At 66.6% G+C, this 25952-nt stretch carries 23 protein-coding genes; 14 read left to right on the top strand and 9 right to left on the bottom strand.

Translation table 11 applies throughout. The annotated features are described in order from the left end of the window. The first annotated feature begins 119 nt into the window (after positions 1-119). From ACW9UL_RS18785 to ACW9UL_RS18770, 4 genes are all read left to right on the top strand, one after another. Entirely contained in the window at positions 120-1802 is a 1683-nt protein-coding gene (locus ACW9UL_RS18785) for a fatty acid--CoA ligase (RefSeq protein WP_457787925.1), read from the top strand. 217 nt (positions 1803-2019) lie between these two features. Further along, complete coding sequence (locus tag ACW9UL_RS18780; RefSeq protein ID WP_122108236.1) at positions 2020-3813, top strand: DUF1302 domain-containing protein; 1794 nt, start codon at positions 2020-2022, stop codon at positions 3811-3813. A gap of 32 nt (positions 3814-3845) precedes the next feature. Next, a complete protein-coding gene (locus tag ACW9UL_RS18775) occupies positions 3846-5213 on the top strand; it encodes a DUF1329 domain-containing protein (protein WP_021442595.1) in 1368 nt (455 codons plus the stop codon). Positions 5214-5486: 273 nt separating this feature from the next. After that, positions 5487-8231, top strand: a complete 2745-nt coding sequence (locus ACW9UL_RS18770) for a winged helix-turn-helix domain-containing protein (RefSeq protein WP_457787924.1) — start codon at positions 5487-5489, stop codon at positions 8229-8231. Here the strand turns inward: ACW9UL_RS18770 and ACW9UL_RS18765 are convergent. Beyond that, positions 8220-9080, bottom strand: coding sequence for a hypothetical protein (locus tag ACW9UL_RS18765; RefSeq protein ID WP_457787923.1), 861 nt, complete (start codon positions 9078-9080; stop codon positions 8220-8222). The genes ACW9UL_RS18770 and ACW9UL_RS18765 overlap by 12 nt on opposite strands. Before the next feature lie 82 nt (positions 9081-9162). Here ACW9UL_RS18765 and ACW9UL_RS18760 point away from each other — a divergent pair, with 82 nt between their 5' ends. The 3 genes from ACW9UL_RS18760 (at position 9163) to ACW9UL_RS18750 (ending at position 11242) form a co-directional block, all read left to right on the top strand. Next, on the top strand, positions 9163-9828 hold the full coding sequence (locus ACW9UL_RS18760; RefSeq protein WP_457787922.1) for a TetR/AcrR family transcriptional regulator: 666 nt from the start codon (positions 9163-9165) through the stop codon (positions 9826-9828). 68 nt (positions 9829-9896) lie between these two features. Then, on the top strand, positions 9897-10838 hold the full coding sequence (locus ACW9UL_RS18755) for an alpha/beta fold hydrolase (protein WP_457787921.1): 942 nt from the start codon (positions 9897-9899) through the stop codon (positions 10836-10838). A 116-nt stretch (positions 10839-10954) separates the two neighbouring features. Beyond that, positions 10955-11242 (top strand): hypothetical protein, encoded by a 288-nt coding sequence (locus tag ACW9UL_RS18750; protein ID WP_457787920.1) that lies wholly within the window; start codon positions 10955-10957, stop codon positions 11240-11242. Positions 11243-11386: 144 nt separating this feature from the next. On the opposite strand, the gene ACW9UL_RS18745 is transcribed toward ACW9UL_RS18750, so the two are convergent. Then, entirely contained in the window at positions 11387-12232 is an 846-nt protein-coding gene (locus ACW9UL_RS18745; protein WP_457787919.1) for a metal-dependent hydrolase, read from the bottom strand. Between the two features lie 202 nt (positions 12233-12434). Next, the gene (locus ACW9UL_RS18740) at positions 12435-13262 is read right to left on the bottom strand and encodes a metal-dependent hydrolase (RefSeq protein ID WP_457787918.1); all 828 of its coding nucleotides are present in this window, start codon (positions 13260-13262) and stop codon (positions 12435-12437) included. Between the two features lie 121 nt (positions 13263-13383). Between ACW9UL_RS18740 and ACW9UL_RS18735 the strand changes: the two genes are divergently transcribed. The 4 genes from ACW9UL_RS18735 to ACW9UL_RS18720 all read left to right on the top strand — a co-directional run bounded on the left by ACW9UL_RS18735 (position 13384) and on the right by ACW9UL_RS18720 (position 16573). Beyond that, complete coding sequence (locus tag ACW9UL_RS18735) at positions 13384-14409, top strand: AraC family transcriptional regulator (protein ID WP_021444366.1); 1026 nt, start codon at positions 13384-13386, stop codon at positions 14407-14409. Then, positions 14406-15053: an MBL fold metallo-hydrolase gene (locus ACW9UL_RS18730; protein WP_397497946.1), complete on the top strand. Its 648-nt coding sequence runs from the start codon at positions 14406-14408 to the stop codon at positions 15051-15053. Before ACW9UL_RS18735 ends, ACW9UL_RS18730 begins: the two co-directional genes overlap by 4 nt. Before the next feature lie 60 nt (positions 15054-15113). After that, entirely contained in the window at positions 15114-15782 is a 669-nt protein-coding gene (locus ACW9UL_RS18725; protein ID WP_457787917.1) for a YiaD family glycine zipper/OmpA-like lipoprotein, read from the top strand. 134 nt (positions 15783-15916) lie between these two features. Beyond that, positions 15917-16573, top strand: a complete 657-nt coding sequence (locus ACW9UL_RS18720; protein WP_021444404.1) for a YiaD family glycine zipper/OmpA-like lipoprotein — start codon at positions 15917-15919, stop codon at positions 16571-16573. A gap of 105 nt (positions 16574-16678) precedes the next feature. Here ACW9UL_RS18720 and ACW9UL_RS18715 read toward each other — a convergent pair whose 3' ends face one another. The 6 genes from ACW9UL_RS18715 to aotJ form a co-directional block, all read right to left on the bottom strand. Next, positions 16679-17605 carry a MurR/RpiR family transcriptional regulator gene (locus tag ACW9UL_RS18715; RefSeq protein ID WP_457787916.1) on the bottom strand — a complete coding sequence of 309 codons (927 nt, stop codon included), beginning with the start codon at positions 17603-17605 and terminating at the stop codon, positions 16679-16681. Between the two features lie 85 nt (positions 17606-17690). Next, a complete protein-coding gene (locus tag ACW9UL_RS18710) occupies positions 17691-18458 on the bottom strand; it encodes an ABC transporter ATP-binding protein (protein ID WP_457787915.1) in 768 nt (255 codons plus the stop codon). Positions 18459-18476: 18 nt separating this feature from the next. Next, positions 18477-19589 carry a succinylglutamate desuccinylase/aspartoacylase family protein gene (locus tag ACW9UL_RS18705; protein WP_457787914.1) on the bottom strand — a complete coding sequence of 371 codons (1113 nt, stop codon included), beginning with the start codon at positions 19587-19589 and terminating at the stop codon, positions 18477-18479. Between the two features lie 9 nt (positions 19590-19598). Beyond that, entirely contained in the window at positions 19599-20294 is a 696-nt protein-coding gene (locus ACW9UL_RS18700; protein WP_457787913.1) for an ABC transporter permease, read from the bottom strand. 12 nt (positions 20295-20306) lie between these two features. Then, on the bottom strand, positions 20307-20996 hold the full coding sequence (locus ACW9UL_RS18695; RefSeq protein WP_021442336.1) for an ABC transporter permease: 690 nt from the start codon (positions 20994-20996) through the stop codon (positions 20307-20309). A gap of 92 nt (positions 20997-21088) precedes the next feature. Beyond that, positions 21089-21865 carry an L-arginine-binding protein AotJ gene (gene aotJ / locus ACW9UL_RS18690; RefSeq protein ID WP_457787912.1) on the bottom strand — a complete coding sequence of 259 codons (777 nt, stop codon included), beginning with the start codon at positions 21863-21865 and terminating at the stop codon, positions 21089-21091. A 468-nt stretch (positions 21866-22333) separates the two neighbouring features. Between aotJ and ACW9UL_RS18685 the strand changes: the two genes are divergently transcribed. From ACW9UL_RS18685 to ACW9UL_RS18675, 3 genes are all read left to right on the top strand, one after another. After that, complete coding sequence (locus tag ACW9UL_RS18685) at positions 22334-24100, top strand: cyanophycinase (RefSeq protein ID WP_457787911.1); 1767 nt, start codon at positions 22334-22336, stop codon at positions 24098-24100. A 65-nt stretch (positions 24101-24165) separates the two neighbouring features. Then, positions 24166-24489, top strand: coding sequence for a hypothetical protein (locus tag ACW9UL_RS18680; protein ID WP_122109050.1), 324 nt, complete (start codon positions 24166-24168; stop codon positions 24487-24489). A 42-nt stretch (positions 24490-24531) separates the two neighbouring features. Further along, positions 24532-25812 carry an OprD family porin gene (locus tag ACW9UL_RS18675; RefSeq protein ID WP_397497953.1) on the top strand — a complete coding sequence of 427 codons (1281 nt, stop codon included), beginning with the start codon at positions 24532-24534 and terminating at the stop codon, positions 25810-25812. Positions 25813-25952 lie beyond the last annotated feature (140 nt).

The raw sequence follows: 25952 nt of genomic DNA, 5'->3' as shown, positions 1-25952 counted from the left end.
ACCTGTGACCGAAAGCGGCCAAAGGGTCACGCGGCAAATCATTCTTTGGGCTGATTTCGCCCCGCCGGCGCCGCTCTAGAGTCGCAGCATCCCTTCCTTGTGCGCCTTCAGGTGACTCCATGTTGCAGACCCGTCTGATCCCTTCCGCCGCCAATGCCCACTCCTACCCGCTGCTGATCAAGCGCCTGCTGCTGTCTGGCAGCCGCTACGAGAAGACCCGCGAAATCGTCTACCGTGATCAGCTGCGCTACAGCTACGCCACCTTCAACGAGCGCGTCGCGCGCCTGGCCAACGTGCTGAGCGCGGCAGGGGTCAAGGCCGGTGACACAGTGGCGGTGATGGACTGGGACAGCCACCGCTATCTCGAGTGCATGTTCGCCATCCCCATGCTCGGCGCGGTGCTGCATACCATCAACATCCGCCTGTCGCCGGAGCAGATCCTCTACACCATGAACCATGCCGAGGATCGCTTCGTGTTGGTCAACAGCGAGTTCGTGCCGCTGTACAACGGCATCGCCGGCCAGCTGACCACGGTGGAAAAGACCCTGCTGCTGACCGATGGCGAGGACAAGACCGCAGCGCTGCCGAACCTGGTCGGCGAGTACGAGAGCCTGCTGGCCGCCGCCAGCCCGCAGTACGACTTCGCCGATTTCGACGAGAACTCGGTGGCCACCACTTTCTATACCACCGGCACCACCGGCAACCCCAAGGGCGTGTACTTCACCCATCGCCAGCTGGTGTTGCACACCCTGTCGATGGCTGCCACGGTCAGCTCGCTGGACAGCATTCGCCTGCTCGGCAACGACGACGTCTACATGCCGATCACCCCGATGTTCCACGTGCACGCCTGGGGCGTGCCCTACGTGGCCACCATGCTCGGGGTCAAGCAGGTCTACCCGGGGCGTTACGAGCCGGAGATGCTGTGCCGGCTGATCAAGGAAGAGCAGGTCAATTTCTCCCACTGCGTACCGACCATCCTGCAGATGTTGCTCAATGCACCCAATGCTCAGGGCCATGACTTCGGCGGGATGAAGATGATCATCGGCGGCAGCGCGCTGAACCGCTCGCTGTACGAGGCGGCCAAGGCGCGCGGCATCCAGCTGACCGCGGCCTACGGTATGTCCGAGACCTGCCCGCTGATCTCCTGTGCCTACCTCAACGAGGAGTTGCGCGCCGGCAGCGAGGACGAGCGCACCGCCTACCGGATCAAGGCCGGCATTCCGGTGCCGCTGGTGGAGGCGGCGATCATGGATGCCGAGGGCAGGCTGCTGCCCAGCGACGGCGAGGCGCAGGGCGAGCTGGTGCTGCGCGCGCCCTGGCTGACCCAGGGCTACTTCCGCGAGCCGGAGAAGGGCGAGGAGCTCTGGGCGCACGGCTGGCTGCATACCGGCGACGTGGCGACCATCGACGGCATGGGCTTCATCGAGATCCGCGACCGCATCAAGGACGTGATCAAGACCGGCGGCGAGTGGATCTCCTCGCTGGAGCTGGAGGATCTGATCAGCCGCCATCCGGCGGTGCGCGAGGTGGCGGTGGTCGGCGTGCCCGATCCGCAGTGGGGCGAGCGGCCGTTCGCCCTGCTGGTGGCGCGTGAAGGCCAGATGCTGGACGCCAAGGGGCTCAAGGAGCACCTCAAGCCTTTCGTCGAGCAGGGCCACATCAACAAGTGGGCGATTCCCACGCAGATCGCTCTTGTTACTGAAATTCCCAAGACCAGCGTCGGCAAGCTGGACAAGAAGCGCATTCGCGTCGATATCGCCCAGTGGCAGGAGGCCGGCAGCGCCTTCCTCTCCACCCTGTGAGTAGCGGTTTGACTGGGCGGCGGAAATGACCGCTCAGTCAAACAAGCGTTTGGCTTGCTAATTGCTGTTTCACGTCCATGCTTGGCTAGTCGCGGGCCTTGAAACCGGCGAGCCAGAGTGCCTGGGGGCTGCAAATCACACTTTCGAGGGATCAAGCAGTAATACCCGCTGGCTATAGTCCAAGCATCCATAACAAAAAATAGATGGAGTAGCGTCGATGACAAAAACAACCCCTTACTGGCGCCTGGCGAAACTGCCGCTGGCCGTCAGCCTCGCTTCCACCCTCGCCGCTCCGGCATTCGGCGTCACTTTCAATATCGGCGAGATCGAAGGTCAGTTCGATTCGCAGCTGTCCGTCGGTGCCAGCTGGGCGGTGCGCGGTGCCGACCCGAGTCTGGTGGGGAGTCGTAACGGTGGCGAGGCCTCGTCCCAGACCGGCGACGACGGTCGTCTGAACTTCAAGAAGGGCGAAACCTTCTCGAAGATCTTCAAGGGCATCCACGACCTCGAGCTGAAGTACGGCGATACCGGTGTGTTCGTGCGCGGCAAGTACTGGTACGACTTCGAGCTGAAGGACGAGAGCCGCCTGCTCTACGACATCGACGACAGCAACCGCAAGACCGCCGCGCAATCGTCCGGCGTGCAGCTGCTCGACGCCTTCCTCTATCACAACTACGCCATCGGCGACCTGCCGGGCAGCGTGCGGGTCGGCAAGCAGGTGGTGAGCTGGGGCGAGAGCACCTTTATCCAGAACTCGATCAACTCGATCAACCCGGTGGACGTCTCGGCATTCCGTCGTCCCGGCGCCGAGATCAAGGAAGGCCTGATCCCGGTCAACATGTTCTATGTGTCGCAGAGCCTGACCGACAACCTCTCGGCCGAGTTCTTCTATCAGCTCGAGTGGGACCAGACCGTTCTCGACAACTGCGGCACCTTCTTCGCCGTCGATGTGGTGCAGGACGGCTGCGTCGATCGTCTGGCCGTCGATGGCAGCGATTTCGGTGGTCCGGGCAGCCCCGGCTACAAGTACGTGGGGCGCATGGCCGACAAGGACGCGCGCGACAGCGGGCAGTACGGTATCGCTCTGCGCTGGTTCGTCGAGGAACTGAACAATACCGAGTTCGGCTTCTACACCATGAACTACCACAGCCGTACGCCGATCCTGTCCTACAAGGCGGGGCAGAGCGTCTACCTGTTCCCCGACTCGGTGGAAAATCCGGCCACAGGCGAGCTGTTCGCCAAGTACGGCCTGGAATACCCGGAAGACATTCGCCTGCATGGCGTGAGCTTCGCCACCAACGTCGGCTCCACCGCGGTGAACGGCGAATTGAGCTATCGGCCGAACATGCCGATGCAGATCAATACCACCGACCTGACCCTGGCCTCCATCGCCCAGGGGCCTGTGGCTGGCGGGCTCGGTGTGCCGACCAACCTGCCGATCTATACCAGCGGCCATGCTGCGTTCGGCGCAGGCGAGACCCTGACCGGTTATGTGCGCAAGCCCATGACTCAGGCGCAGGTCAGCGTTACCCAGTTCGTCGATCAGGTTGCCGGCGCCGAGCGCCTCACCCTGGTGGGCGAGGTGGGCTACACCCACGTCAGCAACCTGGGCAAGAACGAGCTGCGTTTCGGCCGTGCACCTGAGTTCGGCGCTGGCGCCTACCCCGACAACAGCCTCTGCACCGGTATTGCCAACCCAGCGAATCCGCAGAACTGCGACGACAAGGGTTTCTTCACCAACACCTCCTGGGGTTACCGCCTGCGTGCGGTGCTCGACTACAACAGCGTATTCGCCGGCGTGAACCTCAAGCCCAGCCTGTCCTGGTCGCATGACGTGGACGGCTACGGTCCGACCTTCAACGAAGGCAACAAGGCCATCAGCCTGGGGCTGGATGCCGAATACCAGAACACCTACACCGCCAGCCTGTCCTACACCGACTTCTTCGGTGGCGAGTACAACACCAATATCGACCGCGACTTCGTCGCGCTCAGCTTCGGTTTGAACTTCTAAGCGGCCAGGAATTTCGAGGAATCATGATGCGAATGAAAACAACAAAAACTCTGTGGCAAAGCGGCGTCCTGACCCTGTCCCTGCTGGCCAGCGGTGTGATGGCGGCAGTATCTCCGGACGAAGCGGCCAAGCTGGGCACCAGCCTGACGCCGCTGGGCGCCGAGATGGCCGGCAACGCCGATGGTTCGATTCCGGCCTGGACCGGCGGCCTGCCGGCCAATGCCGGCACCGTCGACGGCAAGGGCTTCCTCTCCGATCCCTTCGCCAGCGAGCAGCCGCTGTTCACCATCACCGCGCAGAACGTCGAGCAGTACAAGGACAAGCTGACTCCCGGCCAGCTGGCCATGTTCAAGCGCTACCCGGACAGCTACAAGATGCCGGTCTATCCGACCCACCGTTCGGCCAGCCTGCCGTCGGCGGTGCTCGAGGCGACCAAGCAGAACGCGGTCAACACCAAGATGGTCGAGGGCGGCAACGGCCTGGAAAACTTCCAGACCGCCAACCCCTTCCCGATCCCGCAGAACGGTCTGGAAGCGATCTGGAACCACATCACCCGCTACCGCGGCGGCAGCGTGCGTCGTCTGGTCACCCAGGCCACGCCGCAGGCCAACGGTTCCTACTCGCTGGTGTACTTCCAGGACGAGTTCACCTTCCGCGATGCGCTGACCGACTTCGACGCCAGCAAGGAAAGCAACGTGCTGTTCTACTTCAAGCAGCGCGTCACCGCCCCGTCGCGTCTGGCCGGTAACGTGCTGCTGGTGCACGAGACCCTCAACCAGGTCAAGGAACCGCGTCTGGCCTGGCTGTACAACGCCGGTCAGCGGCGCGTGCGCCGCGCCCCGCAGGTGTCCTACGACGGTCCGGGTACCGCCTCCGACGGCCTGCGTACCTCCGACAACTTCGACATGTACAACGGTGCGCCGGATCGCTACAACTGGCAGCTCAACGGCAAGAAGGAGATCTTTATCCCCTACAACGCCTACAAGCTGGATTCGCCGAGCCTGAAGTACTCCGACATCATCAAGGCCGGCCACATCAACCAGGACCTGACCCGTTACGAGCTGCACCGCGTCTGGCACGTGACCGCGACCCTGAAGGACGGCGAGCGCCACATCTACGCCAAGCGTGACTTCTTCATCGACGAGGACACCTGGCAGGCCGCACTGATCGATCACTACGACGGTCGCGGTACCCTGTGGCGCGTGGCCGAGGCTCATGCTCAGTACTACTACGACAAGCAGGTGCCCTGGTATACCGTCGAGACCCTGTACGACCTGCTGTCCGGTCGTTACCTGGCCCTGGGCATGAAGAACGAGGAGAAACAGGCCTACGACTTCAACTACAAGGCAGCCGGCAGCGACTACACCCCGGCGGCGCTGCGCCAGGCGGGCGTGCGCTAAACCCTCGCGTCCTGCAACACGAAGAAGCCGGCCTTGTGCCGGCTTTTTCGTTGCTGCGCGCCGACTTTCTCGGGCTGGGCACATGGCGCAGCCTGGTCCGCCATTGCCGGCACCGCAGCCAGTTGAGCCCGGGTCTGGCAACCGCAGCGGCTGCGCTTGCCAACCGGCTTTTTCGTTACCGACTGTAGCCGGCGCTTCAAATGGTCAGTGCAAGCCGCTAGGCTGGGGTCAGGTCGCGCCCGCTGCATACATGAGACTTCCAAGAATTGGCCGATGACTGACCTTTCCCGTTCGCCAAGTTTCCCCTACATGCCGGCCACGCCGGTCGAAGCCCGTTTCTACCGGCCGCCGCTACCGGCGGGGCATACGCCCCGCGAGCGCCTGTGCCAGCGTCTGGAGGAGGGGTTGCAGGGCCGTCTGCTGCTGGTCTGTGCGCCGGCCGGGTTCGGCAAGAGTTCCCTGGCCATCGAATTCTGTGAGCGCCTGCCGACCCACTGGCACAGCCTGTGGCTGGGCCTGAGCGAGCGCGATAGCGATCCCGGGCGTTTTCTCGAACGCCTGCTGCAGGGCCTGCAGCAGTTCTACCCGAGCCTGGGGGAAGAGGCGCTGGGCCTGCTGAAGATGCGTCAGCGCCATCAGCCCTTCGCCTTCGAGCAGTGGCTTGACGGCCTGCTCGACGAGTTGGCCCATGAACTGGACGGCGGTCAGCCGCTGCTGTTGGTGCTGGACGACTATCACCTGGCCCAGGGGCCGGTGCTCGACCGTTGCCTGCAGTTCTTCCTCAATCACCTGCCACCCGGCGTCCTGCTGCTGGTGACCAGCCGCCAGCGGCCGGACTGGCACCTGGCGCGTCTGCGCCTGTCGCGCCAGCTGCTGGAGCTGAGCGAGCAGGATCTGCGCCTGACCGCCGACGAGCTGGACGCCCTGCTGGCCAGCCAGGGCGCCTGCCTGGAACGCCAGCAGGTCGCCGGCATCCTGCAGCGCAGCGAGGGCTGGGTCGCCGGCCTGCGCCTGTGGCTGCTGGCCGGCGAGGACCTGGGCAGCGAGGCGCAGGCCAGGCTCGAGCTGCACGGCGGCGAGGGGCTGATCCGCGACTACCTGCTGGAGGAGGTGATCGAGCGCCAGCCGGCCGAGGTGCAGCAGTTCCTCTACGACACCGCCTGCCTGGAGCGCTTCTGCGCCGAGCTGTGCGACGCGTTGCGCGACAGCCATGACAGCGCCGCGATCATCCGCCAGCTGCAGGCCAACCAGGTGTTTCTGGTGCCGCTGGACGAGCAGGGGCGCTGGTTTCGCTACCACCATCTGTTTTCCGATCTGCTCAACGCGCGACCGGCCGAGGGCCTGAGTCGCTCGCGCGGCAGTTCGCACCTGCGCGCCTGTCGCTGGTTCGCCGCCGAGGGCCTGCTCGATGCCGCCATCGAGCAGGCGCTGCTGGCCGGCCAGGCCGACGTCGCCGCCAGCCTGGTGCAGAACCTCTCCGAGGAGCAGCTGCTGGCCGAGCAGAACGTCGCCATGCTGCTGCGCTGGAAGACCAACCTGCCGGACGAGCTGCTGGCCAGCACGCCGCGGCTGATCATGCTCTATGGCTGGGCGCTGGCGCTGGCCTGCCAGTTGGATGCGGCGCAGGAGCTGCTCGAGCAACTGGGGCGCTTCCTACCGGCGGCGGATGCGACCAGCCAGTGCAGCCTGCTGGCGCAGTGGCAGGCACTGGATGGGGTGATCGCCCGCGGTCGCGGCGACAGCGGGCGGGCCGAGCGGCAATGCGCCGAGGCGCTGGCCGGCCTGTCCGCGGAGCGCTACGGTCCGCATTTCATGTGCCTGTCCACCCTGGCCAACCTGGCCATGGTGCGCGGCGATCTGTGGCGCGCGCGTGGCCTCAATCGCGAGGCGCTGGAGTTGGCGCAGCGCATCGACAACCCGCTGTTCGAGGCCCTGGCCCATTACGAGCGGGCACGCGTGCTGCAGGCCCGTGGCGAGGTGTTGCGCGCTCTGGAGGAAGTGCGACAGGGCCTGGCGCGGCTGCAGGGCCTGGCGGCGCAGCGCAGCTATTCGGTGCGCGCGCGACTGACCCTCTACGAAGGCTATCTGCTCAGCCTGCGTCTGCAGCCGCAGGCGGCGCCACGCCTGCGCGCCGGCATCGCCGAAGCGCGCGCCTGCCGCGATGTCGGCGTGCTGATCGGCTACTGCGTACTGGCCGGCCTGGAAGGGCGCAGCGGCCGGCCGGCCGAGGCCTTCGCCCTGCTCGGCGAGGCCGAGCGGTTGATGCACGTGTGGGACGTGCCGGCGATCTACTATCTGGCGATGATTACCCTGAGCAAATGCGAGCTGTGGCTGCGCCAGGGCCAGGTCGAGCTGGCGGCGGCCTGGCTGCCGCAACTGGGCGAGACCTACGGTGCCCAGGGGCGGGCGGTGGCGCCGGAGTTCCACCCGCAGCTGGCGCTGCATATCGATTTGCAGCAGGCCGCGCTGGAGCGCCTGCAGGGGCAGGCGGAGGCGGCCGAGCGGCGCCTGCGCGCACTGCAGCAGCGTGCCCATGGCCTGGGCGGGCAACTGGTTGGGCTGATGGCGCAGGCGCAACTGACCCAGTTGCTGCGCCAGAACGGGCGCGAGCGCGAGGCGCAGCAGCAGTTCGACGCCTGCCTGGAGGTGGCGCAGGGAGGCGCCTTGCTGCCCTTCGTCGAACTGCTCCAGCACCAGCCGCAGTGGCTGCGCGAGCGCCTGCTCGCACGGCCGGTTTGCCCGCTGCGCGAGGCCCTGCTTGGGCAGTTGCCGACGGGACAGGGCGAGGGCGAGGAGGCGCTGACGGAGGAGGGCGTGCTGACCGAGAAACTCAGCGCCCGCGAGCTGGCGGTGCTGCAGCTGATCGCCGGCGGCTGCTCCAATCAGGAGATCAGCGAGCGCCTGTTCATCTCCCTGCACACGGTCAAGACCCACGCCCGCCACATCAACAGCAAGCTCGGCGTCGAACGCCGCACCCAGGCGGTGGCGCGCGCCAAGGGCCTTGGCCTATTGCGCTGAACCCGGCAGCGACAGATCCAGCGTCGGCGCCTTGAGCACCGGCGTGGGCGGCTGCGCCAGCTTGGCTTGCACGTCCCGGTGGATCATCTGCAGCACCGGCAGCAGCTCGGCCATGTTGCTCTGCACCTGGGGGTAACGATGGTCGCTCGCCAGCCCGTCGATGCGTGTCAGCAACTGCGCCTGCACCTCGGCCGGCAGGTGGACGAACAGCTCCGGCAGTTGCTGGCTCAGTTCGGCGCTGTACAGCAGCAGCTCGTCGCGGCCGAAGGCCTGGGTCAGCTCCAGGTAGTCCAGCGCGCTGCCGGTGAGCATCGCCGCCGCCGCCTTGGTCTCCTGCAGGCCCTGCAGGCGCACCGGGTTGCTCTGCTCGCTCTGCGACAGGGTCATCCAGAACTCGGTGGTGAGGGTGAAGAGGATGGCCTGCTGGCGCAGCGAGTAGCTCATCAGGCCGAGGGCTTCGGCGGCATAGGGCTGCTGCTTGGCGCGGAAATCGAAGTACAGGCGCATCAGCTCCTTGAGCTGGAACAGCACTTCGCGCGCCTCGTTCTGCCGCAGCTCCAGCGGCGCGTAGATATTCAGCTGCGGACGAAAGTTCTCTGCCGAGACCATGCGCTGGTAGATCGGCCCGGTGAATTCGCCGCTGCGCCGCGGCAGGGCATTGGCCTGGGTCTTGTCGATTTGCTCCAGGGCCGCGTGCAGCTGCTGGTAGTCGCCGCTGCGCCAGGGCTGGTGGATGTCCGGGATGCGCTGGCCCAGGTAGAACAGCTCGGCGGCGCCGGCCGGCGCCTGGCAGACCAGCAAAAGGATGGCCAGCGGCCAGAGCAGGCGACGTGCTAGGGTGGGCGACACGATGAATATCCGCGGCTAGAGGCGGCTCCAGAGTACCCAGCTCGGAGACCGGCGTCACCCGCGCCTTGGTTGGGGAGAGGGCATGGACGAGCTGGCCGAGCACGGAGCCATCCGCGCGGTGTTCGAGGACCTGGGCGGCTACGGCGCGCTGACCTCGCAGCAGGGCGGCGCGGGGCCGCTGATCGGTCACCTGCAGCGCACCAATATCCAGCTGGCGGCGATTCCCCTGTTCGCCCGCAAGGGCCTGGAGCAGGTCACGGTGAACGACCTGCTGGATGCCGCGCAGGTGTCGCGGCGCACCTTCTACAAGTACTTCGCCAACAAGATGGAGGTGCTCGAGGGCATCTACCAGACCTCGGTGCTGCTCCTGCTGGCGCGCTTTCGCGAGATGCAGCAGGTGGCCGGCAGCCCGCAGGCCTGGTTGCGCGCCATGGTCGGGCGGTTTTTCGACTATCACCTGGCGGTCGGCCCGATCATCCGTCTGATGCAGGAGGAGGCGCTGCGCGCCGAGTCGCCGCTGGCCGCGCATCGCCAGCGTGCCCACCAGGAGATGCTGCGCCTGCTGGTGGAGCGCCTGGAGCCGGAGCTGGCGCCGCGCGATCCGCTGGTCTATCAGGCGCTGATCTGGGCGCTGGAGGCCGCCTCCCTCGACCTGCTCGGGCGCAGCGCCAGTCGCGCGGAGATCGAGCGGGCCAAGGCGGTGCTCGGCGACCTGCTGATCGCCTCGCTGTGCCCCGGCTCAACCTAGGTTGGGCGGTATCCGGCGCCGGCTCATGCTCTGATGACGGGTGCCCATAACAATATCGAGGTGCCCGCATGTCCGCCAACAGCCTGTCCCTGCAACCGCCCCTGGCCATCGGTTTCGCCCGTCTGGGCTTCGGCGCCCTGCCGCTGGAGCGCCTCAAGGCCCGCTACGGCAGTGCCGAGAGCGGTTCGCGCTATATCGAGCTGGACGGTTTCAATATCCACTACCGCGACGAGGGCAACCGCGACAAGCCGGTGCTGGTGCTGATCCACGGCGTGGTCGCCTCGCTGCACACCTGGGATGGCTGGGTGCAGGCCTTCGCCCCGCACTACCGAATCATCCGTTTCGACGTGCCGGGCTTCGGCCTCACCGGCCCGGCGCGCGACGGCGAGTATTCGGCCGAGCGCATGATTCGCGTGCTCGGCCTGTTGCTCGACTACCTGCAGGTGGAGCGGGCGGATATCGCCGGCAACTCCCTCGGCGGCTATATCGCCTGGAACTTCGCCCTGGCCCAGCCGCAGCGGGTGAGCAAGCTGGTGCTGGTCGACCCGGCCGGCTACCCCATGGCCAAGGTGCCATGGATGATCGCCGCCGCCGCGCTGCCCGGCGCCACCCTGGCCATGCCGCTGTGGATGCCGCGTGCGCTGATCGCCCAGGGCATCAAGGAGGTCTACGGCGAGCCGGGGCGGATCAAGCCGGGGGTGGTCGACCGCTACTACGACCTGTCGCGCCGGCCCGGCAATCGCCGCGGCATGATGGATATCTTCCGCGTGCTGCTCAAGGTCAACAAAGAGGAGCTGCACGCCACGCCGCAGCGGGTGGCGCAGATCCAGGCGCCGACCCTGCTGCTGTGGGGCGAGCGCGACCGCTGGATCTCGCCCAAGCACGTGCCGCTGTGGCAGCGCGATTTGCCGGGCATCCAGGTCAAGACCTACCCGGGCGTCGGGCACATTCCCATGGAGGAGATTGCCGAGCAGAGCGCGGCCGATGCGATGAGGTTTCTGCTGGGTTGACGCGTCCCGCCACGGTCGGGACGCTCCTGCGAGAGCGGCGGGCGGCCCGACCTGCTTCGACAGGTCGGGTGCGGCCTTCTACCCTGTGCTCTGTCCTCAACAGCAAGGAGTGGCCCATGACCATTGCACTGAGCGTCCAAGGGCTTTGGGATAACTGGCAGCGATCCCAGAGGGACAACAACATCCACCAGCCGGCGGTTCAGCATTATGTGAACATGCTGATTCTAAACCAGCCTCTACCTGCTATCGCGATTGAGAAACTTGTGGACGAGGACGGGATGATCCGGATTCGTACCGCGGACGGACGGCATCGCCTCACTGCCGCGCATCGACAGAATCAAGCGACGATCGACGTTCTGGATACCGAGATCGCACGATCGGCGAGAGAGATATTCAATCTTTAGCGCTGCGGCGGCGGGCGACGAGCCGCATCTGGGACTTTCCCCGAGCGATCCAGGGGCTCATGAAACCTCAGGGGCAGCGGCGTTCGGAGCGGAAATCATGGGGGAGGGCGCTCCTTTTCCGCCGGAGAAAAGGAGCGGGTGGTGTCAGGCCGCGCTGGCCTGGGGCTGCGGCGCGCCGTCGAACTCCTCGCGGGTGGCGTGCAGCAGTGCGAGGTTGTCGTGTTCCCAGGGGTGGAAGCCGTCCTTGAAGAAGTCCAGGTAGGTGCCGATCAGCGGGCGGAACACGCCGTCCTTGCCCCACATCCAGCGCAGGCCGTCACGCCATACGCGCCAGTTCCACAGCAGGCCGTCGACCTTGAGCATATGCGCCAGGCCGCGGGTGGTGTCGAGGACGAAGAAGAAGGTGCCCATGACCATCGCCCGGCGCAGCAGCTTGCGGCTGCCACACACCTGGTTGTAGACGTCGAAGGCCACCGCCTTGTGCTCGGTCTCCTCCAGCGCATGCCAGCGCCACAGGCGCACCAGGGTCGGATGGGCGCCGGCCATGTGCGCCGGGTTCTTCAGCAGGCCGTCGGCCATGATCGCGGTGATGTGCTCCAGCGCCGCGGTGGCGGCCAGCTGACGCTCTTGCGAGAACTTCTTCTGGGTATAGCGGATGCGCGCGCGGGCGCGCTTCTCGATGCGTTCGATGTCGTAACCCAGGTCGCGCAGGCGCTGGCTGTATTCCAGGTGCTCGCGACTGTGATGGCCCTCCTGGCCGATGAAGCCGCGGATCTGCTCCTTCAGCAGCGGGTCGTCGATGCGGTCGCGGAACTGGCGCACCGAGTCGATGAAGAAGCGTTCGCCGTCGGGAAACAGCACCGACATGGCGTCGAACAGGTGGGTCTTGAAGGCGTCGCCGCCGTTCCAGTGGCGCGGCAGCGGATTGGGCAGATCGAAGTCCATGTGTCGGGGGCGGATCTGCAAACCTTCCGGGGTGGTGCTGGCCATAAGGGCTCCCTTGCGCTGATGAAGTGCGACCGACTATGGCGTCAGCGGGCTGGCCGGCACAGGTTCGCAACAGCCAATGTTGCAGTCATATCCGGCCATCGACGTTTGGCCAGTGGAAAGTTGGGGGGGCGGCGCTGCCTAGGCCACAGTTGTTCGTCGTGGTCTGCCTTGGTGCGCATGGCGCACCCTAGGCGCGCGGTCGCTAGCTCGCGGGCGTATCGAATTCGCCGCGGTACTGCTGCACCAGATGCAGGTTGTCGTGCTGCCAGGGGTGGAAGTCGGCCTTGTAGAAGTCCAGATAGACCCGCACCAGCGGCCGGTAGATGCCGCGCGAGCCCCACAGCCAGGCCAGGCCGTCGCGCCATACCCGCCAGTTCCACAGCAGACCATCGCGCTTGAGCAGGTGCAACAGGCCCTTGGTGGTGTCGAGGGTGAAGAAGAAGGTGCTCTGTAGCATGGCGCGGCGGCGCAGCCAGGGGTTGCCGCTGACCAGCTGGAACACGTCGAAGGCCACCGCCTTGTGCTCGGTCTCCTCCAGCGCATGCCAGCGCCACAGGCGCGCCATGCGCGGGTCGGCGCCTTCCAGCCAGAGCGGGTCCTTCAGCAGGGCGTCGGCCATGATCGCGGTCAGGTGCTCCACCGAGGCGGTGGCGGCCAGCTGCAGCTTGCTCGGCAGGTGCTTCTGCAGGAAGCCCAGGCGCCGCTTGAGGCCACGCTCCAGGTAGTCGATGTCGTAGCCCAGTTCGCGCAAGCGCTGGCTGTACTCCAGGTGCTCGCGGCTGTGATGGCCTTCCTGGCCGATAAAGCTGCGGATCTGCTCCTTGAGCAGCGGGTCCTCGACCTGGTCGCGGAACAGCCGCACCGAATCGATGAAGAAACGCTCGCCGTCGGGAAACAGCACCGACATGGCGTTGAACAGGTGGCTCTTGAAGGCGTTGCCGCCGTGCCAGTGCCGCGGCAGCGGATCGGGCAGGGCGAAGTCGAGCCGACGCGGGCGGATCTGCAAGCCTTCCGGGGTGGTGCTGGCCATGCCTGTTGCCTCCGGTTGCGGGACCATGGTGCAACTATGGGCTTGTGGCTCCGCCATGGGCAAGGTTAAGGTCTGCCAAAATTCGGGTCATTTACGGCCAGCCGCCTAACCAGACGTCCCCATGAAGCAACCGCTGAATTTCACCGCCGAACTGGTGCCGGTGGCCTACGCCGAAGCCCTGCTGGCGCTGGCCGAGGAACTGGGCGTGCCGCGCGCCGCGCTGTTCGCTGCGGCGCGGGTGCGCCCCGAGGTGCTCGGCAGCCCCAATGGCCGGCTGTCCTTCGTCGACTTCCATCTGCTCACCCAGGCGGCGCTGGAGCGCTGCGGCGAACCGGCGCTGGGCCTGGTGCTGGGCCAGCGGCTCAACGTCTCCACCCACGGCATCCTCGGCTACGCGGTGCTGTCCAGCGCCAACCTGGGCAAGGCGCTGCAGTTCGCCCTGAAGTACTACCGGGTGCTCGGCCTGGCCTTCGAGCTGGAGCTGGTGGAGCGGGGCGAGGACATGGAGCTACGCGCGGTGGAGTCCTTCCCCATGGGGCCGCAGGCGCGCTTCGCCGCCGAAGGCCTGCTGACCAGCATCCACACCATCGCCCGCTTCCTCCTCGGCGAGGAACTGCAGGGCCTCGCCGTCGGTTTCGCCCATGCCGCGCCGGCCCATGCCGCGCGCTACGCCGAGGTGTTCGGCGTGGCGGCGCAGTTCGAGCAGCCCTGCCACTGGCTGCGCCTGCCGCGGCACTACCTGGAGCGGCCCATGGCCCTGGCCAACCCGGCCACGGTGCAGATGTGCGAGCAGCAGTGCGAGGCGCTGCTGGCCAGCCTCGACGTGCAGGACGGCCTGCTCACCCGCGTGCGCCGCCTGCTGCTGGCGCGCCCCGGCGATTTCCCCGACCTCGATGGCGCCGCCAGCGCCCTGCATACCAGCGGCCGCAGCCTGCGCCGGCACCTGGCGCAGATGGGCACCAGCTACCAGCAGGTGCTCGACGAAGTGCGCAAGCGCCTGGCCCTGCAATACCTCGCCACCACCCACCTGCCGCTGTACGAGATCGCCCAGCTGCTGGGTTTCAGCGACCCCTCCAACTTCCGCCGCGCATTCAGGAAATGGACGGGTAAACTGCCCGGCGATTACCGCAACGAGGCCCCCCGATGAACACCGCCGCAACGACTGCCCTGATCCGCGAAACCTTCCCCGTCGGTCCCTTGCAGTGCAACTGCACCATCATCGGCGACCCGCTGACGAAGAAGGCCATAGTGGTCGATCCGGGCGGCAATCCCGATCTGATCATGGCGCGGCTCGAGGCTCATGGTCTCAAGGTGGTGAGCATCATCCACACCCACGCCCATCTCGATCACTTCCTCGCTTCCGGGCAGATGAAGGAGAAGACCGGCGCCACTCTGCACCTGCACAAGGACGATCAGTTCCTCTGGGACAACCTGGAGATGCAGTGCCGCATGTTCGGCGTGCCCTACACGCCGGTGCCGGCGCCTGACCAGTGGCTGGCCGACGACGAGGCGCTGGCCTGCGGCTGCGGCGTGGCGCTGCACACGCCGGGGCATACGCCGGGTTCGATGAGTTTCTGGTTCGCCGATGCCAAGCTGCTGATCGCCGGCGACACCCTGTTCCGGCGCGGCATCGGCCGTACCGACCTGTGGGGCGGCGACTACGCCACCATCGAGCGCTCGATCAAGCAGCGCCTGTACCGGCTGGACGAGGACGCCACGGTGGTCACCGGCCACGGCCCGGATACCCGCCTGGGTGACGAGATGCGCGAGAATCCGTTTATCCGCGCCTGAACCCGGCGCCGTGCGGGCTGTCTACACTGGCATTCTGCTGTCGTCCAAGGAGAGTTCGCCATGTCCCGCCTGACCCTGATCGCCGCCTGCTCCGCTGCCCTGTTGCTGGCCGGTTGCGCCTCGCAAAACCCCTACGACCAGAGTGCGCCGAGCTCGAACAAGACCGCCACCTATGGTGGTCTCGGCGCCCTGGCCGGTGCCGCCGCCGGTGCCCTGATCGGTCACGACGATCGCGGCAAGGGCGCGCTGATCGGCGCCGCGGTGGGTGGTGCGGCCGGCGCCGGCTACGGCTACTACGCCGACAAGCAGGAAGCCGAACTGCGTCGGCAGATGCAGGGCACCGGCGTCGAGGTGCAGCGTCAGGGCGACGTGATCCAGCTGATCATGCCCGGTAACATCACCTTCGCCACCGATTCGGCGGAGATCGCCAGCAGCTTCTACGCGCCGCTGAACAACCTGGCCAACTCCTTCCGCCAGTACAACCAGAACAGCATCGAAGTGGTCGGCCACACCGACAGCACCGGCGCGCACAGCTACAACATGGGCCTGTCGCAGCGTCGCGCGCAGAGCGTGGCCAGCTACCTGCTGGCCCAGGGCGTCGATGGCAGCCGGGTCAGCACCCGCGGCATGGGCCCGGACCAGCCGGTGGCGAGCAACGCCACGGCCGAGGGCCGCGCGCAGAACCGTCGCGTCGAGGTGACCCTGCGGCCGCTGCCGGGCGTGCAGTAACGCCCGCGGATTTGGTCTGGGTCGCAGCCTGCGTGCCGGGCGGCTGGTAAGCTGGCGCGGAACTTCGTCCCGCCGTGGCGGCTCGAAGGCTCCGGCATGCTGCCGACACCAGAACCAATCCTAAGGAAGTCCCTATGAAGACCAGGCGTAATCTGATCGCGGCCACCGCGGTCATGGCCTTGCTGGCCGGCTGTACCACCAACCCCTACACCGGCGAGCAGCAGGCCGGCAAGGCCGGCATCTACGGCGGCATCGGCGCGGTCACCGGGGCGGTGATCGGCGCCGCCACCTCGAGCAAGAAGGATCGCGGCAAGGGCGCGCTGATCGGCGCCGCGGTGGGCGGTGCGGCTGGCGGTGGCTACGGCTACTACGTCGACACCCAGGAAGCCAAGCTGCGCCAGACCCTGCAGGGCACCGGCGTGCAGGTGCAGCGCAACGGCGACGACCTCAAGCTGATCATGCCGGGCAACATCACCTTCGCCAGCAACTCGGCGGATATCTCCAGCAGCTTCTACCCGACCCTCAATTCCCTGGTGCTGGTGTTCAAGGAGTTCGATAAGAACGGCGTGAACATCGTCGGTCACACCGACAGCACCGGCTCGCTGGAGCTCAACCAGAACCTGTCCAACCGCCGTGCCCTGAGCGTGGCCAACTACCTGAGCGCCAACGGCGTGCCGGGCCAGCGCATCTCCTCCTACGGTGCCGGCCCCAGCCAGCCGATCGCCAGCAACGCCAACGAAGCCGGGCGGGCGCAGAACCGCCGCGTCGAGATCAACCTGCGGCCGCTCTGAGCCGCAGTCATGGCGTGACACAGCCCCCGCTTGCGGGGGCTTTTTTCTGTGCGGCCGTCGTGTCTGCCCGGTCGTTGGCGGGCTTGGCTCTGGGCCGGCGAGCGCTCAGCCGCGGAGCTTGCCTGGCCGGCGCGACGGTTTCTCGCCGTTGGGCACGTGCAGGTAGGACATCACGCTTTCGGTCAGCTCGGCGGCCAGCTGCACAGCCTCCTTGTTGCGCGCCATGACCCCGGCCACCAGCGCTTCGATCAGGGCCAGCACGGCGGTGTTGGAGCTGATCAGCACCGGGTGGTCGGCCGGGGCGAACAGGGTGTGGCGGGCGATGCCGGCCAGGGGCGATGCCGGCGAATCGGTGATGGCCAGTACGCCGGCGCCGCGCTCGCGGGCAAAGCGCGCCAGCTGCAGGGTGTCCAGGCTGTAGCGCGGCATGGCGATGGCCAGCAGCACGTCCTGTTCGGTGATGGCGGCCAGGCGGTAGGCGGCGTTCTCGTTGCCGCCTTCCATGCTGATGGCCGTGGCGTCGGCGCAGAAGGGCACCAGGTTGGCGGCGGCCAGGCCGGCCATATAGGCGCTGTTGCCGAAGCCGAGGATGTAGATCTTGCGTGCCTGGATCAGGCCGTCGACAAAGGCGTCGAAGCTGGCCGGGACGTTGTTGGCCCCGGCGGTGGCCAGGTTGCTGCTGGCGATCTGGATCTGTTCGTGCAGGCCGAAGCTGCCGTCCGGGCGGCTCTCCAGCTCGCTGCGCAGCTTGTCCACCGGCGACACCATCTGTTGCAGGGTGCTGACCAGCTCGGCCTTGAGCCCGGTATAGCCGCCCAGGTCGAGGGCCTTGGCCAGACGGTTGACCGCCGCCGGCGAGGTGGCGGTGGCCACGGCCATCTCCTCGATGTTCAGGGTCGCGGCCTTGAGCGGGTGGCGCAGGATGAATTCGGCCACCTTGCGCAGCGAGGGTTGCAGCGTGGGAATGCGCTCGGCCAGCTTGCGCATCACGGGGGCGGCGTAGACGGTGGCGTTCTTCGCGGAAGTCAGCATGGTGATTCGGCACGGGTGAGTGAGAGGCGGCGCAGGCCGGCGTGAGCGCAGTCTATCCCAGCCGGCCGCGCCAGGTGCACCCGGGCTACTTCAGGCTGCCGGCGAGAAACTGCTGCAAGCGTTCGGAGCGCGGGTTGGCCAGCACCTCTTTCGGGCAGCCGCTTTCCTCCACCCGGCCCTGGTGGAGGAATACCAGCTGGTTGGACACCTCGCGGGCGAAGCCCATCTCGTGGGTCACCACCAGCATGGTGCGGCCTTCGCTGGCCAGATCCTGCATCACCTTGAGCACTTCGCCGACCAGCTCCGGGTCCAGGGCCGAGGTGGGTTCGTCGAACAGCATCACCTCCGGCTCCATGGCCAGGGCACGGGCGATGGCCACGCGCTGCTGCTCGCCGCCACTCATGTGCGCCGGATAGGCGTTCTTGCGATGGGCCACGCCGACCTTGGCCAGGTAGTGCTCGGCTTTCTCCAGCGCCTCCTTCTTGCTGATGCCCTGTACCTGCACCGGTGCTTCCATGACGTTGTCCAGGGCGCTCATGTGCGACCACAGGTTGAAGTGCTGAAAGACCATGGCCAGACGCGAGCGCATGCGCTGCAGCTGCTGGGGATCGCTGGCGTGCAGGTCGCCGGTGACTTTGTGCGGCTTGAGCCGCAGTTCTTCGTCATTGAGCAGGATGCGCCCGCTGTGCGGCCGCTCCAGCAGGTTGATGCAGCGCAGGAAGGTGCTCTTGCCCGAGCCGCTGGAGCCGATGATGCTGGTGACGTCGCCGGCCCTGGCCTTGAGCGAGACGCCCTTGAGCACCTCGTGGTTGCCGTAGCGTTTGTGCAGGTTGTCGATTTCCAGGGTGTACATGGTGGGGTTCTCTTGTTGTCAGTCGGTCAGCAGGCGGCCCTGGCGGATGGGCTGGGCACCGGCGACCTTGGCCAGCCACAGGCCGGGCTGGGCATAGCGCAGGCGTTCGCGGGCGTAGAGCACGCCGCGGGTTTCGGCGAGGATCACGGAATGGCGATCGCTCAGCGGGTCGATCACCTCGAACAGCGCATCGCCGGGCTCGACCCAGGCCCCCAGCGGTTGCAGATAGCTGACCACCCCGGGGTGCGGGGCATAGGCGTACTGCGCGCCGGCAAAGGGGGTGGCCTCGCAGCAGGTCGCGGGCGCCGCCGGCCAGTCGCCGGCGAGCAGGCCCTGGTCGGCGAGAAAGCCGAGGATGGCCTCGGCATCGTCCCGGGCCTGCGGCGCCTCGGTATCGGCCATGCCGCGCAGCTCGATGGTGCTGGCCAGGCAGGCGGCTGGAATGGCGGCGTCGGGGAACTGCGCGGCGAGTTTCAGCCAGGGCCCGGCGCAGGCTTCGTCGAAGGACTGGCCGCCGCTGTCCTCGGCCAGCAGCACGGCGCCGGCGCCCAGGCGCGCGGCCAGCGGCCGCAGGCGCGGCCAGTGCTGGGGCTGGGCATAGAGCAGCAGGATCGACTCGAAGTCGCAGTGCAGGTCGAGTACCAGATCGGCATCGCAGGCCTGGCGCAGCAGCAGGCGGCGCAGCCCCTCAAGGGCCGATTTGGCTGGGGGCAACTGGTCGAGGGCGGTCAGCATGGCGCTGCGGATCAGCCGCATATTGGCCTCGCCATCGCGGCCCAGGCGGCCTCCCAGCTGCGGGGCGAGCAGCGCGGCCAGGTCGACGAAATCGCGGTTGAAGTTCGCCCCGCTGGCGAAGTCGAAGCGCCCCTGGTGGGTGGCCTGGAACATCTGCCCCAGGCCGATGGGGTTGGCCACCGGCACCAGCTCCACCACGCCGGTCAACCGCCCCTGCTTCTCCAGTTCAGCCAGCCGGCGTTTGAGCTCCACCGCCACACGCATGCCCGGCAGTTCGTCGGCGTGCAGGCTGGCCTGGATATAAGCCTTGCGCGGGCCGCTGCCGAAGCGCAGCACCGTCAGGTGATGGTCGCTGCCGCTGGGGCTCCAGGGCAGGGAATGACGAATCGACTCCATGGTTTCTCCTCAGGCCTTGCGCGGGGTCAGGTAGGCCAGCCAGCGGCGCTCGGCGCCCTTGAACAGCTGGACCAGGGCGAAGGTCAGCACCAGGTAGAAGACCCCGGCGGTGATAAAGGCCTCGAATGGCATGTAGTAGCGCGAGCTGAGGGTACGCGCCGCGCCGGTGATGTCGATCAGGGTGACGATCGACGCCAGCGAAGTGGTGTGCAGCATCATGATCACCTCGTTGCCGTACTGCGGCAGCGCGCGGCGCAGGGCCGAGGGCAGCAGGATGCGCCGGTACAGCTTGGCGCGCGACATGCCCATGGCCTTGGCCGCCTCGATCTCGCCGTGCGGCGTGGCCTTGAGGCTGCCGGCGAGGATTTCCGCCGAGTAGGCGCTGGTGTTGATGGCGAAGGCCAGGCAGGCGCAGAAGGTGGCGCTGGAGAAATACGGCCACAGGAAGCTGTCGCGGATGGCCGCGAACTGGGCCAAGCCATAGTAGATCAGAAACAGCTGCACCAGCATTGGCGTGCCGCGGATCACGTAGGTGTAGAGCCAGGCCGGGGCGTTGAGCCAGGGCGAGCGCGATACCCGCATCAGGCCCAAGGGAATGGCCAAGGCCAGCCTCAGGGCCAGGGCGATCAGCAGCAACTGGAAGGTCACCAGCAGGCCGCGCCCATAGAGCGGCAGGTGCTCGGCGATCAGATGGAAATCGAGCATGGAGCGGGTCCTCTAGATGTCGGCCAGGCGCGCGCCCACGCTGTAGCGCCGCTCCAACAGGCGCAGGGCGAGCAGCGAGACGCTGGTCAGCAGCAGATACAGGGCGGCCACGGCGAGGAAGAAGGTGAAGGGTTCGCGGGTGGCGTCGGCGGCATTCTTGGCCTTGAACATCATGTCCTGCAGGCCGACCACCGAGATCAGCGCGGTGGCCTTGGTCAGCACCAGCCAGTTGTTGGTGAAGCCGGGAATGGCGAGGCGGATCATCTGCGGCACCAGGATGCGCACGAACACCTGCACCCCGCTCATGCCGTAGGCCGCGCCGGCTTCCGCCTGCCCCTTGGGGATGGCCATAAAGGCGCCGCGGAAGGTCTCCGACAGGTAGGCGCCGAAGATGAAGCCCATGGTAAACACGCCGGCGACGAAGGGATTGATGTCGATGTAGTGATCGTAGCCGAGCAGCGGCGCGACACGGTTCACCAGGTCCTGGCCGCCGTAGAAGATCAGCAGGATCAGCACCAGGTCGGGAATGCCGCGAATCAGCGTGGCATAACCCTCGCCGAGCAGCGCCAGCCAGCGCATCGGCGACAGGCGCAGGGCCGCGCCGAGCAGGCCGAGGCTGATGGCCAGGGCCATGGAGGTCAGCGCCAGGCTCAGGGTGAGCCAGGCGCCATCGAGGATGGTCGAGCCGTAGCCGTGGAGCATGATGGGGTCCTCACGCGCCGCGACAGGCGCTGCGCGAATACGAGAAAGAGGCATCGCGCCGGTGGGCGGATGCCTCTGCGGACAGGGAAGGGTTACTGGCCGTAGATGTCGTAATCGAAGTACTTGGCCTGCACTTCCTGGTACTTGCCATTGCTGCGGATGGCGTCGATGGCGGCGCTGATGCGCGCGGCATTGGCCTCATCGCCCTTGCGCACGGCGATGCCGGCACCACGGCCGAAGTATTGCGGGTCGTTGAAGTCCGGGCCGACCAGGGCGAAACCCTTGCCGGTTGGGGTCTTGATAAAGCCCTCGTCGATATTGACGATGTCGGCCAGGGTGGCGTCCAGACGGCCTGCGGCCAGGTCGAGGAAGGCTTCGTTCTGCGAGGCATAGCGCACCACTTCGATGCCGGCTTTCTCGAATTTGTCGCTGGCGTAGCGATCGTAGGTGGAGGCGCGCTGCACGCCGACCTTCTTGCCTTTGAGGTCGAGCAGCGGGTCGTTGATCTGGGTGCCGGCCTTCATCGCCAGCTTGCCGGGGGTGTGGTAGTACTTTTTGCTGAAGTCCACCGATTTCAGGCGATCCTCGGTGATCGACATGGACGACAGCACGGCGTCGACCTTGCGCACCTTCAGCGAGGGGATCAGGCCGTCGAACTCCTGCTCGACCCACTGGCACTTGACCTTCATCTCGGCGCACAGGGCCTGGCCGATGTCGTAGTCGAAGCCGCTGATGGCGCCGTCCGGGGTCTTGAAGGCGAAGGGCGGGTAGGCCGCCTCGATGCCGATGCGCAGGCTGTCCTGGCTGGCGTGGCTGAAGCTGCTGGCGACGGACAGTGCCAGTGCGCCGAGAAGTGCGATCTTGTTCATCTTATTGACTCCTGGGTGGTGGTTTGGGGTTCGCTGCACAGCCGGCGGCGCGGCGCTGGATGTGCACTGGCAGCGCCTGGGCGCAGCCGGCAACCGGGTCGGGTGGGCCGGGTTGCGGAGAGTCGGCGAAGTGGGCCGGCTTGGGTCCTGTGGGCACTATCTATGACACGTTTATTTTCATAAATCTACTATTTAGAAATATTTATGTCATTGCGGGTGTCGCCGAGCGCTCGCCTCAACCGCTCTAGCGCGCTATCTGCCGCGCCGCGAGCGGGCTTTTTCAGGCCGCACCAGGAGGCCCAGGGTCGCCGCGGGCGCTTGAACAGGGGGTCGTTGTGGTATATAAAATTTCACAAAGCTGCATTGTGAAAATTATTATTCACATGCTGGGCGCCAGGACTGGCGCGGCTTGCAGCCGCCACAGGGAGGTCAATCCGCGTCAGAATTTTCATAACAAGAGCAATAAGAATGAAAAAGCCGTTCCAGCCTCGCCGTCTGTTCGTCGCCCTGATCCTCTCTTGTGCCAGCTCCGTGGCACAGGCCGAAGGCCACCTGCTGGCCGTGGGGGGCATGCTGCGCGCCAGCAACGTCCCGGTCTACGCCAAGTTCGTCGAACTGGCCGGCGGCCAGCAAGGCGCGCGCATCGTCATCCTGCCCACTGCCAGCGGCAGTCAGGGCTCCAGCAAGCGCTTCATGGCCGAGCTGATCGCCCAGGGGGTCCCGGCCGAGCGCATCAGCATCGTCGGCATCGATCGTCACAACTACCTGGAGACCATGAACGACGCGGAGGTGGTCAAGCCCCTGGCTGACGCCAGTGCCGTGTGGTTCGTCGGTGGCGACCAGGCCCGCATCGCTCGCGCCCTGTTCAATGCCGATGGCAGCCCCTCGCTGCTGATGCAGGGGGTGCGCCAGGTGTTCGACCGGGGTGGCGTGGTGGCCGGCACCAGCGCCGGGGCCAGCATTCTCGGCGCCGAGATGCCCACCGCTTACGGCGTGGTCATGGATACCCTGGATTTCGGCGTCGCCGCCAAGACCGATCAGCGCGGCACGGCCATCCTCAAGGGGGCGGGGCTGTTTAACGGCATCATCGATCAGCACCTGGATCAGATCGAGGAAACCAGCACCGGCCGCGCCGCGCGCATGGCCGCCTACCTGGCCGAGCGCAAGGCCAGCAAGGGCTTCGGCCTGGATACCAACACCGCCATGTGGGTCAAGCCCGGCGGCCAGCTGGAGGTGCTGGGCGAGGGCTACCTGACGGTGATGGATGCCAGCCAGGCCGAGAAGGGCTTCGGCCTCTACGGCACCTGGCTGAGCAATGTGCGCCTGGCCATGCTCGGTCATGGCGACCGCTACGACCTGCGCAGCGGCACGCTGCAGCCGGCGGCGGGCAAGGCGGCCATCGAGGCCGGCAATCAGTACCTGCTGGGCAACCAGCTGATCACCGACCTGGCCGCCGTCTCGGCCATGGGCCGCGCCGTGCTCTATGGCCTGGCCGACAACAGCGCCAGCCGCCAGCTGGGCCTGATGACCCGCTACAACCCGCTCAACGGCTACCACTACGGTTACCGCTTCGCGTTCAGCAAGACCCCGGAATTCAGCGCCTACAGCCAGTTCTACGATTCGCTGACCAACTACAGCGTCAGCGGCGTGCGCCTGGATATCCGTCCGGTCAACGCCAACCTGGGCGATCCGGCCACCAGTGCGCCGGTCGATGCCGGCAACGGCGCCCTCGGCGATGCCATCCGCGCGGTGAGCTTCCGCGGCCTGATGACCCTCAATGGGAAGAACGCCTTCGAGCCGCAGCGCCCCATCAGCCGCCTGGAACTGGCCAATGCCCTGCAGATGACCCTGGCCGCCGAGCCCAAGCTGGATGCGCTGCCGACGCTCGGCGATATCGACGCCGACGACCCGGTGCGCGAGCAGCTGCAGGTGGTGCTGTCCAACGGCTGGATGCGCGCCGGCGAGACTTTTGCCGGGCAGCAGCCGGTCACCCGCAAGGACTGGGCCCTGGCCTGCAAGGCGCTGGTCGAGCGTTTCCACAACACGCGCCTGGAAAAGAGCGCCGCGTTGAGCGACCTGGGCGAACTGGATGCCGAACTGGCCGAGGCGGCGCGCCTGACCGTGGGCGAGGGCTGGCTCAAGGCCGCGCAGGGGCGCTTCGAGCCCGATACGCCGGTCAGCCGCGGCGAAGTGGCGCAGACCCTGGCCCGGGTCGCCGGCCTGAGTAAAGGCTAAGCCGCACCAGGCGGCGCCCGACTGGCGCCGCCCTGAATCACCCCCCGATACCCCGAGAGCCCTGTATGCAACTGAACAGGTTGGAAGCCTTCGCCCTGGAAAAACTCTGGCACGCCCCGCAGCGCGAGCGACTGCTGGCCGGCAAGCCCGATCTGCGGGTGCTGGAACGGGTGCAAACCCGCGCCGGCTTCTACTCGATCATCCAGCTGCCCGCCCACCTGGCCGCCCTGCAGCCGGGCAACGAGCTGGAGTGGCCGTTTCGTCTCAAGCGCCTGCGGGCCAAGGGGTATTTCGTCTGCTGGGCCGAGTCGGCGTCGACCCTGTGCCTGGAGGCGGTGATCAGCAAGGGCGAGTGTCCGCCCGAGCTGGCACCGGAATTGTTCGCCTAGCGGCGGACGCTGAGCTGTTCAATAACAACAATGGAGTAAGTGATGAAACTGGTAAAACTGAGCCTGATCGCCCTGGCGGTCGCCGCCGGCTCGTCGTTCGCCCTGGCCGGGGATCAGCAGCAGGCCAAGGGCTTTATCGAAGACAGCACGCTGAAGCTGCTCAACCGCAACTTCTACATGCAGCGCAACTTCGTCAACAGCCAGCGCAACACCCGCGAGGAGTGGGCCCATGGCATGCACTTGAACTATGCCTCGGGCTTTACCCAGGGCACCCTGGGCGTGGGTGTGGATGCCCATGCCTACGGCGGCATCAAGCTCGACGGCGGCCGCGGTAGCGTGGGCAACGGCATCCTGCCGGTGGACGGCGATGGCCGCATCGAGGACAACACCGGTGAAATCGGTGGCGTGGTCAAGGCGCGCATTTCCTCCACCCAATTGAAGTTCGGCGAGCAACGCCCGACCGCCCCGGTATTCGCCACCGGCGACTCGCGCCTGCTGCCGGAAACCGCTACCGGCCTGCAGCTGTTCAGCAGCGAGATCGACAACCTGTTCCTCGAAGCCGGGCACTTCACCGCCATCAACCGCCGCAACTCGAGCAACTCCGACGGCGAACTGACCAGCGAATACGCCGAAGTGGAGGCGCGCAGCGTCGACTTCGTCGGCGGCACCTACAACTTCCACGACAACCTCAGCGTCTCGCTGTATGGCAGCGAAGCCGAGGACGTCTGGCGCCAGTACTTCGGCAACCTCTACTACAACATTCCCCTGGCCGACCAACAGTCGCTGAGCTTCGACCTGGTGGCCTACAAGACCGATGACCAGGGCAAGGCCCTGGCCGGCGAGCTGGACACCCTGACCTACTCGCTCAAGGGCGCCTACGGTTTCGGCGCGCACAAGCTCAGCCTGGCTTATCAGAAGGTCAACGGCGACGAGTTCTTCGACTACATCGGCGGCGACTCCATCTGGCTGGCCAACTCGGTGCAGTACTCCGACTTCAACGCCCCCAACGAGCGTTCCTTCCAGGTGCGCTACGACCTCAACATGGCCAGCTTCGGCGTGCCGGGCCTGAGTTTCATGGCCCGCTACATCAAGGGCGACCAGATCGACGGCACCAAGGCCGACCCCAATGGCGCCTTCGCCGGCTGGGCCGGCAAGGACGAGAAGCACTGGGAGCGCGACCTCGAGGCCAAGTACGTGGTGCAGTCCGGTGCCGCCAAGGACCTGTCCCTGCGCCTGCGTCAGGCCACCCACCGCGCCACTGCATTCGACAACGACCTCAACGAAGTGCGGCTGATCGTCGAGTACCCGCTGAGCCTGCTGTAACGGCGCTGCAGCCCGCCTCCGATTGCATCTCGGGGGCAGGCGAATCCCGAGGTTTTAGGTCTTCTCCACGCTCCTTTGACCTGACGGCACCCGCGGGTGCCGTTTTTTCCAGCGGCCCTGTGCAGCGCTCATTGCGGAGA

The sequence above is a fragment of the Pseudomonas sp. PL-6 genome, from assembly GCF_054110165.1.
Note: the sequence above shows the minus strand (reverse complement) of the source record. Positions and strands in the feature narration are given on the sequence as shown.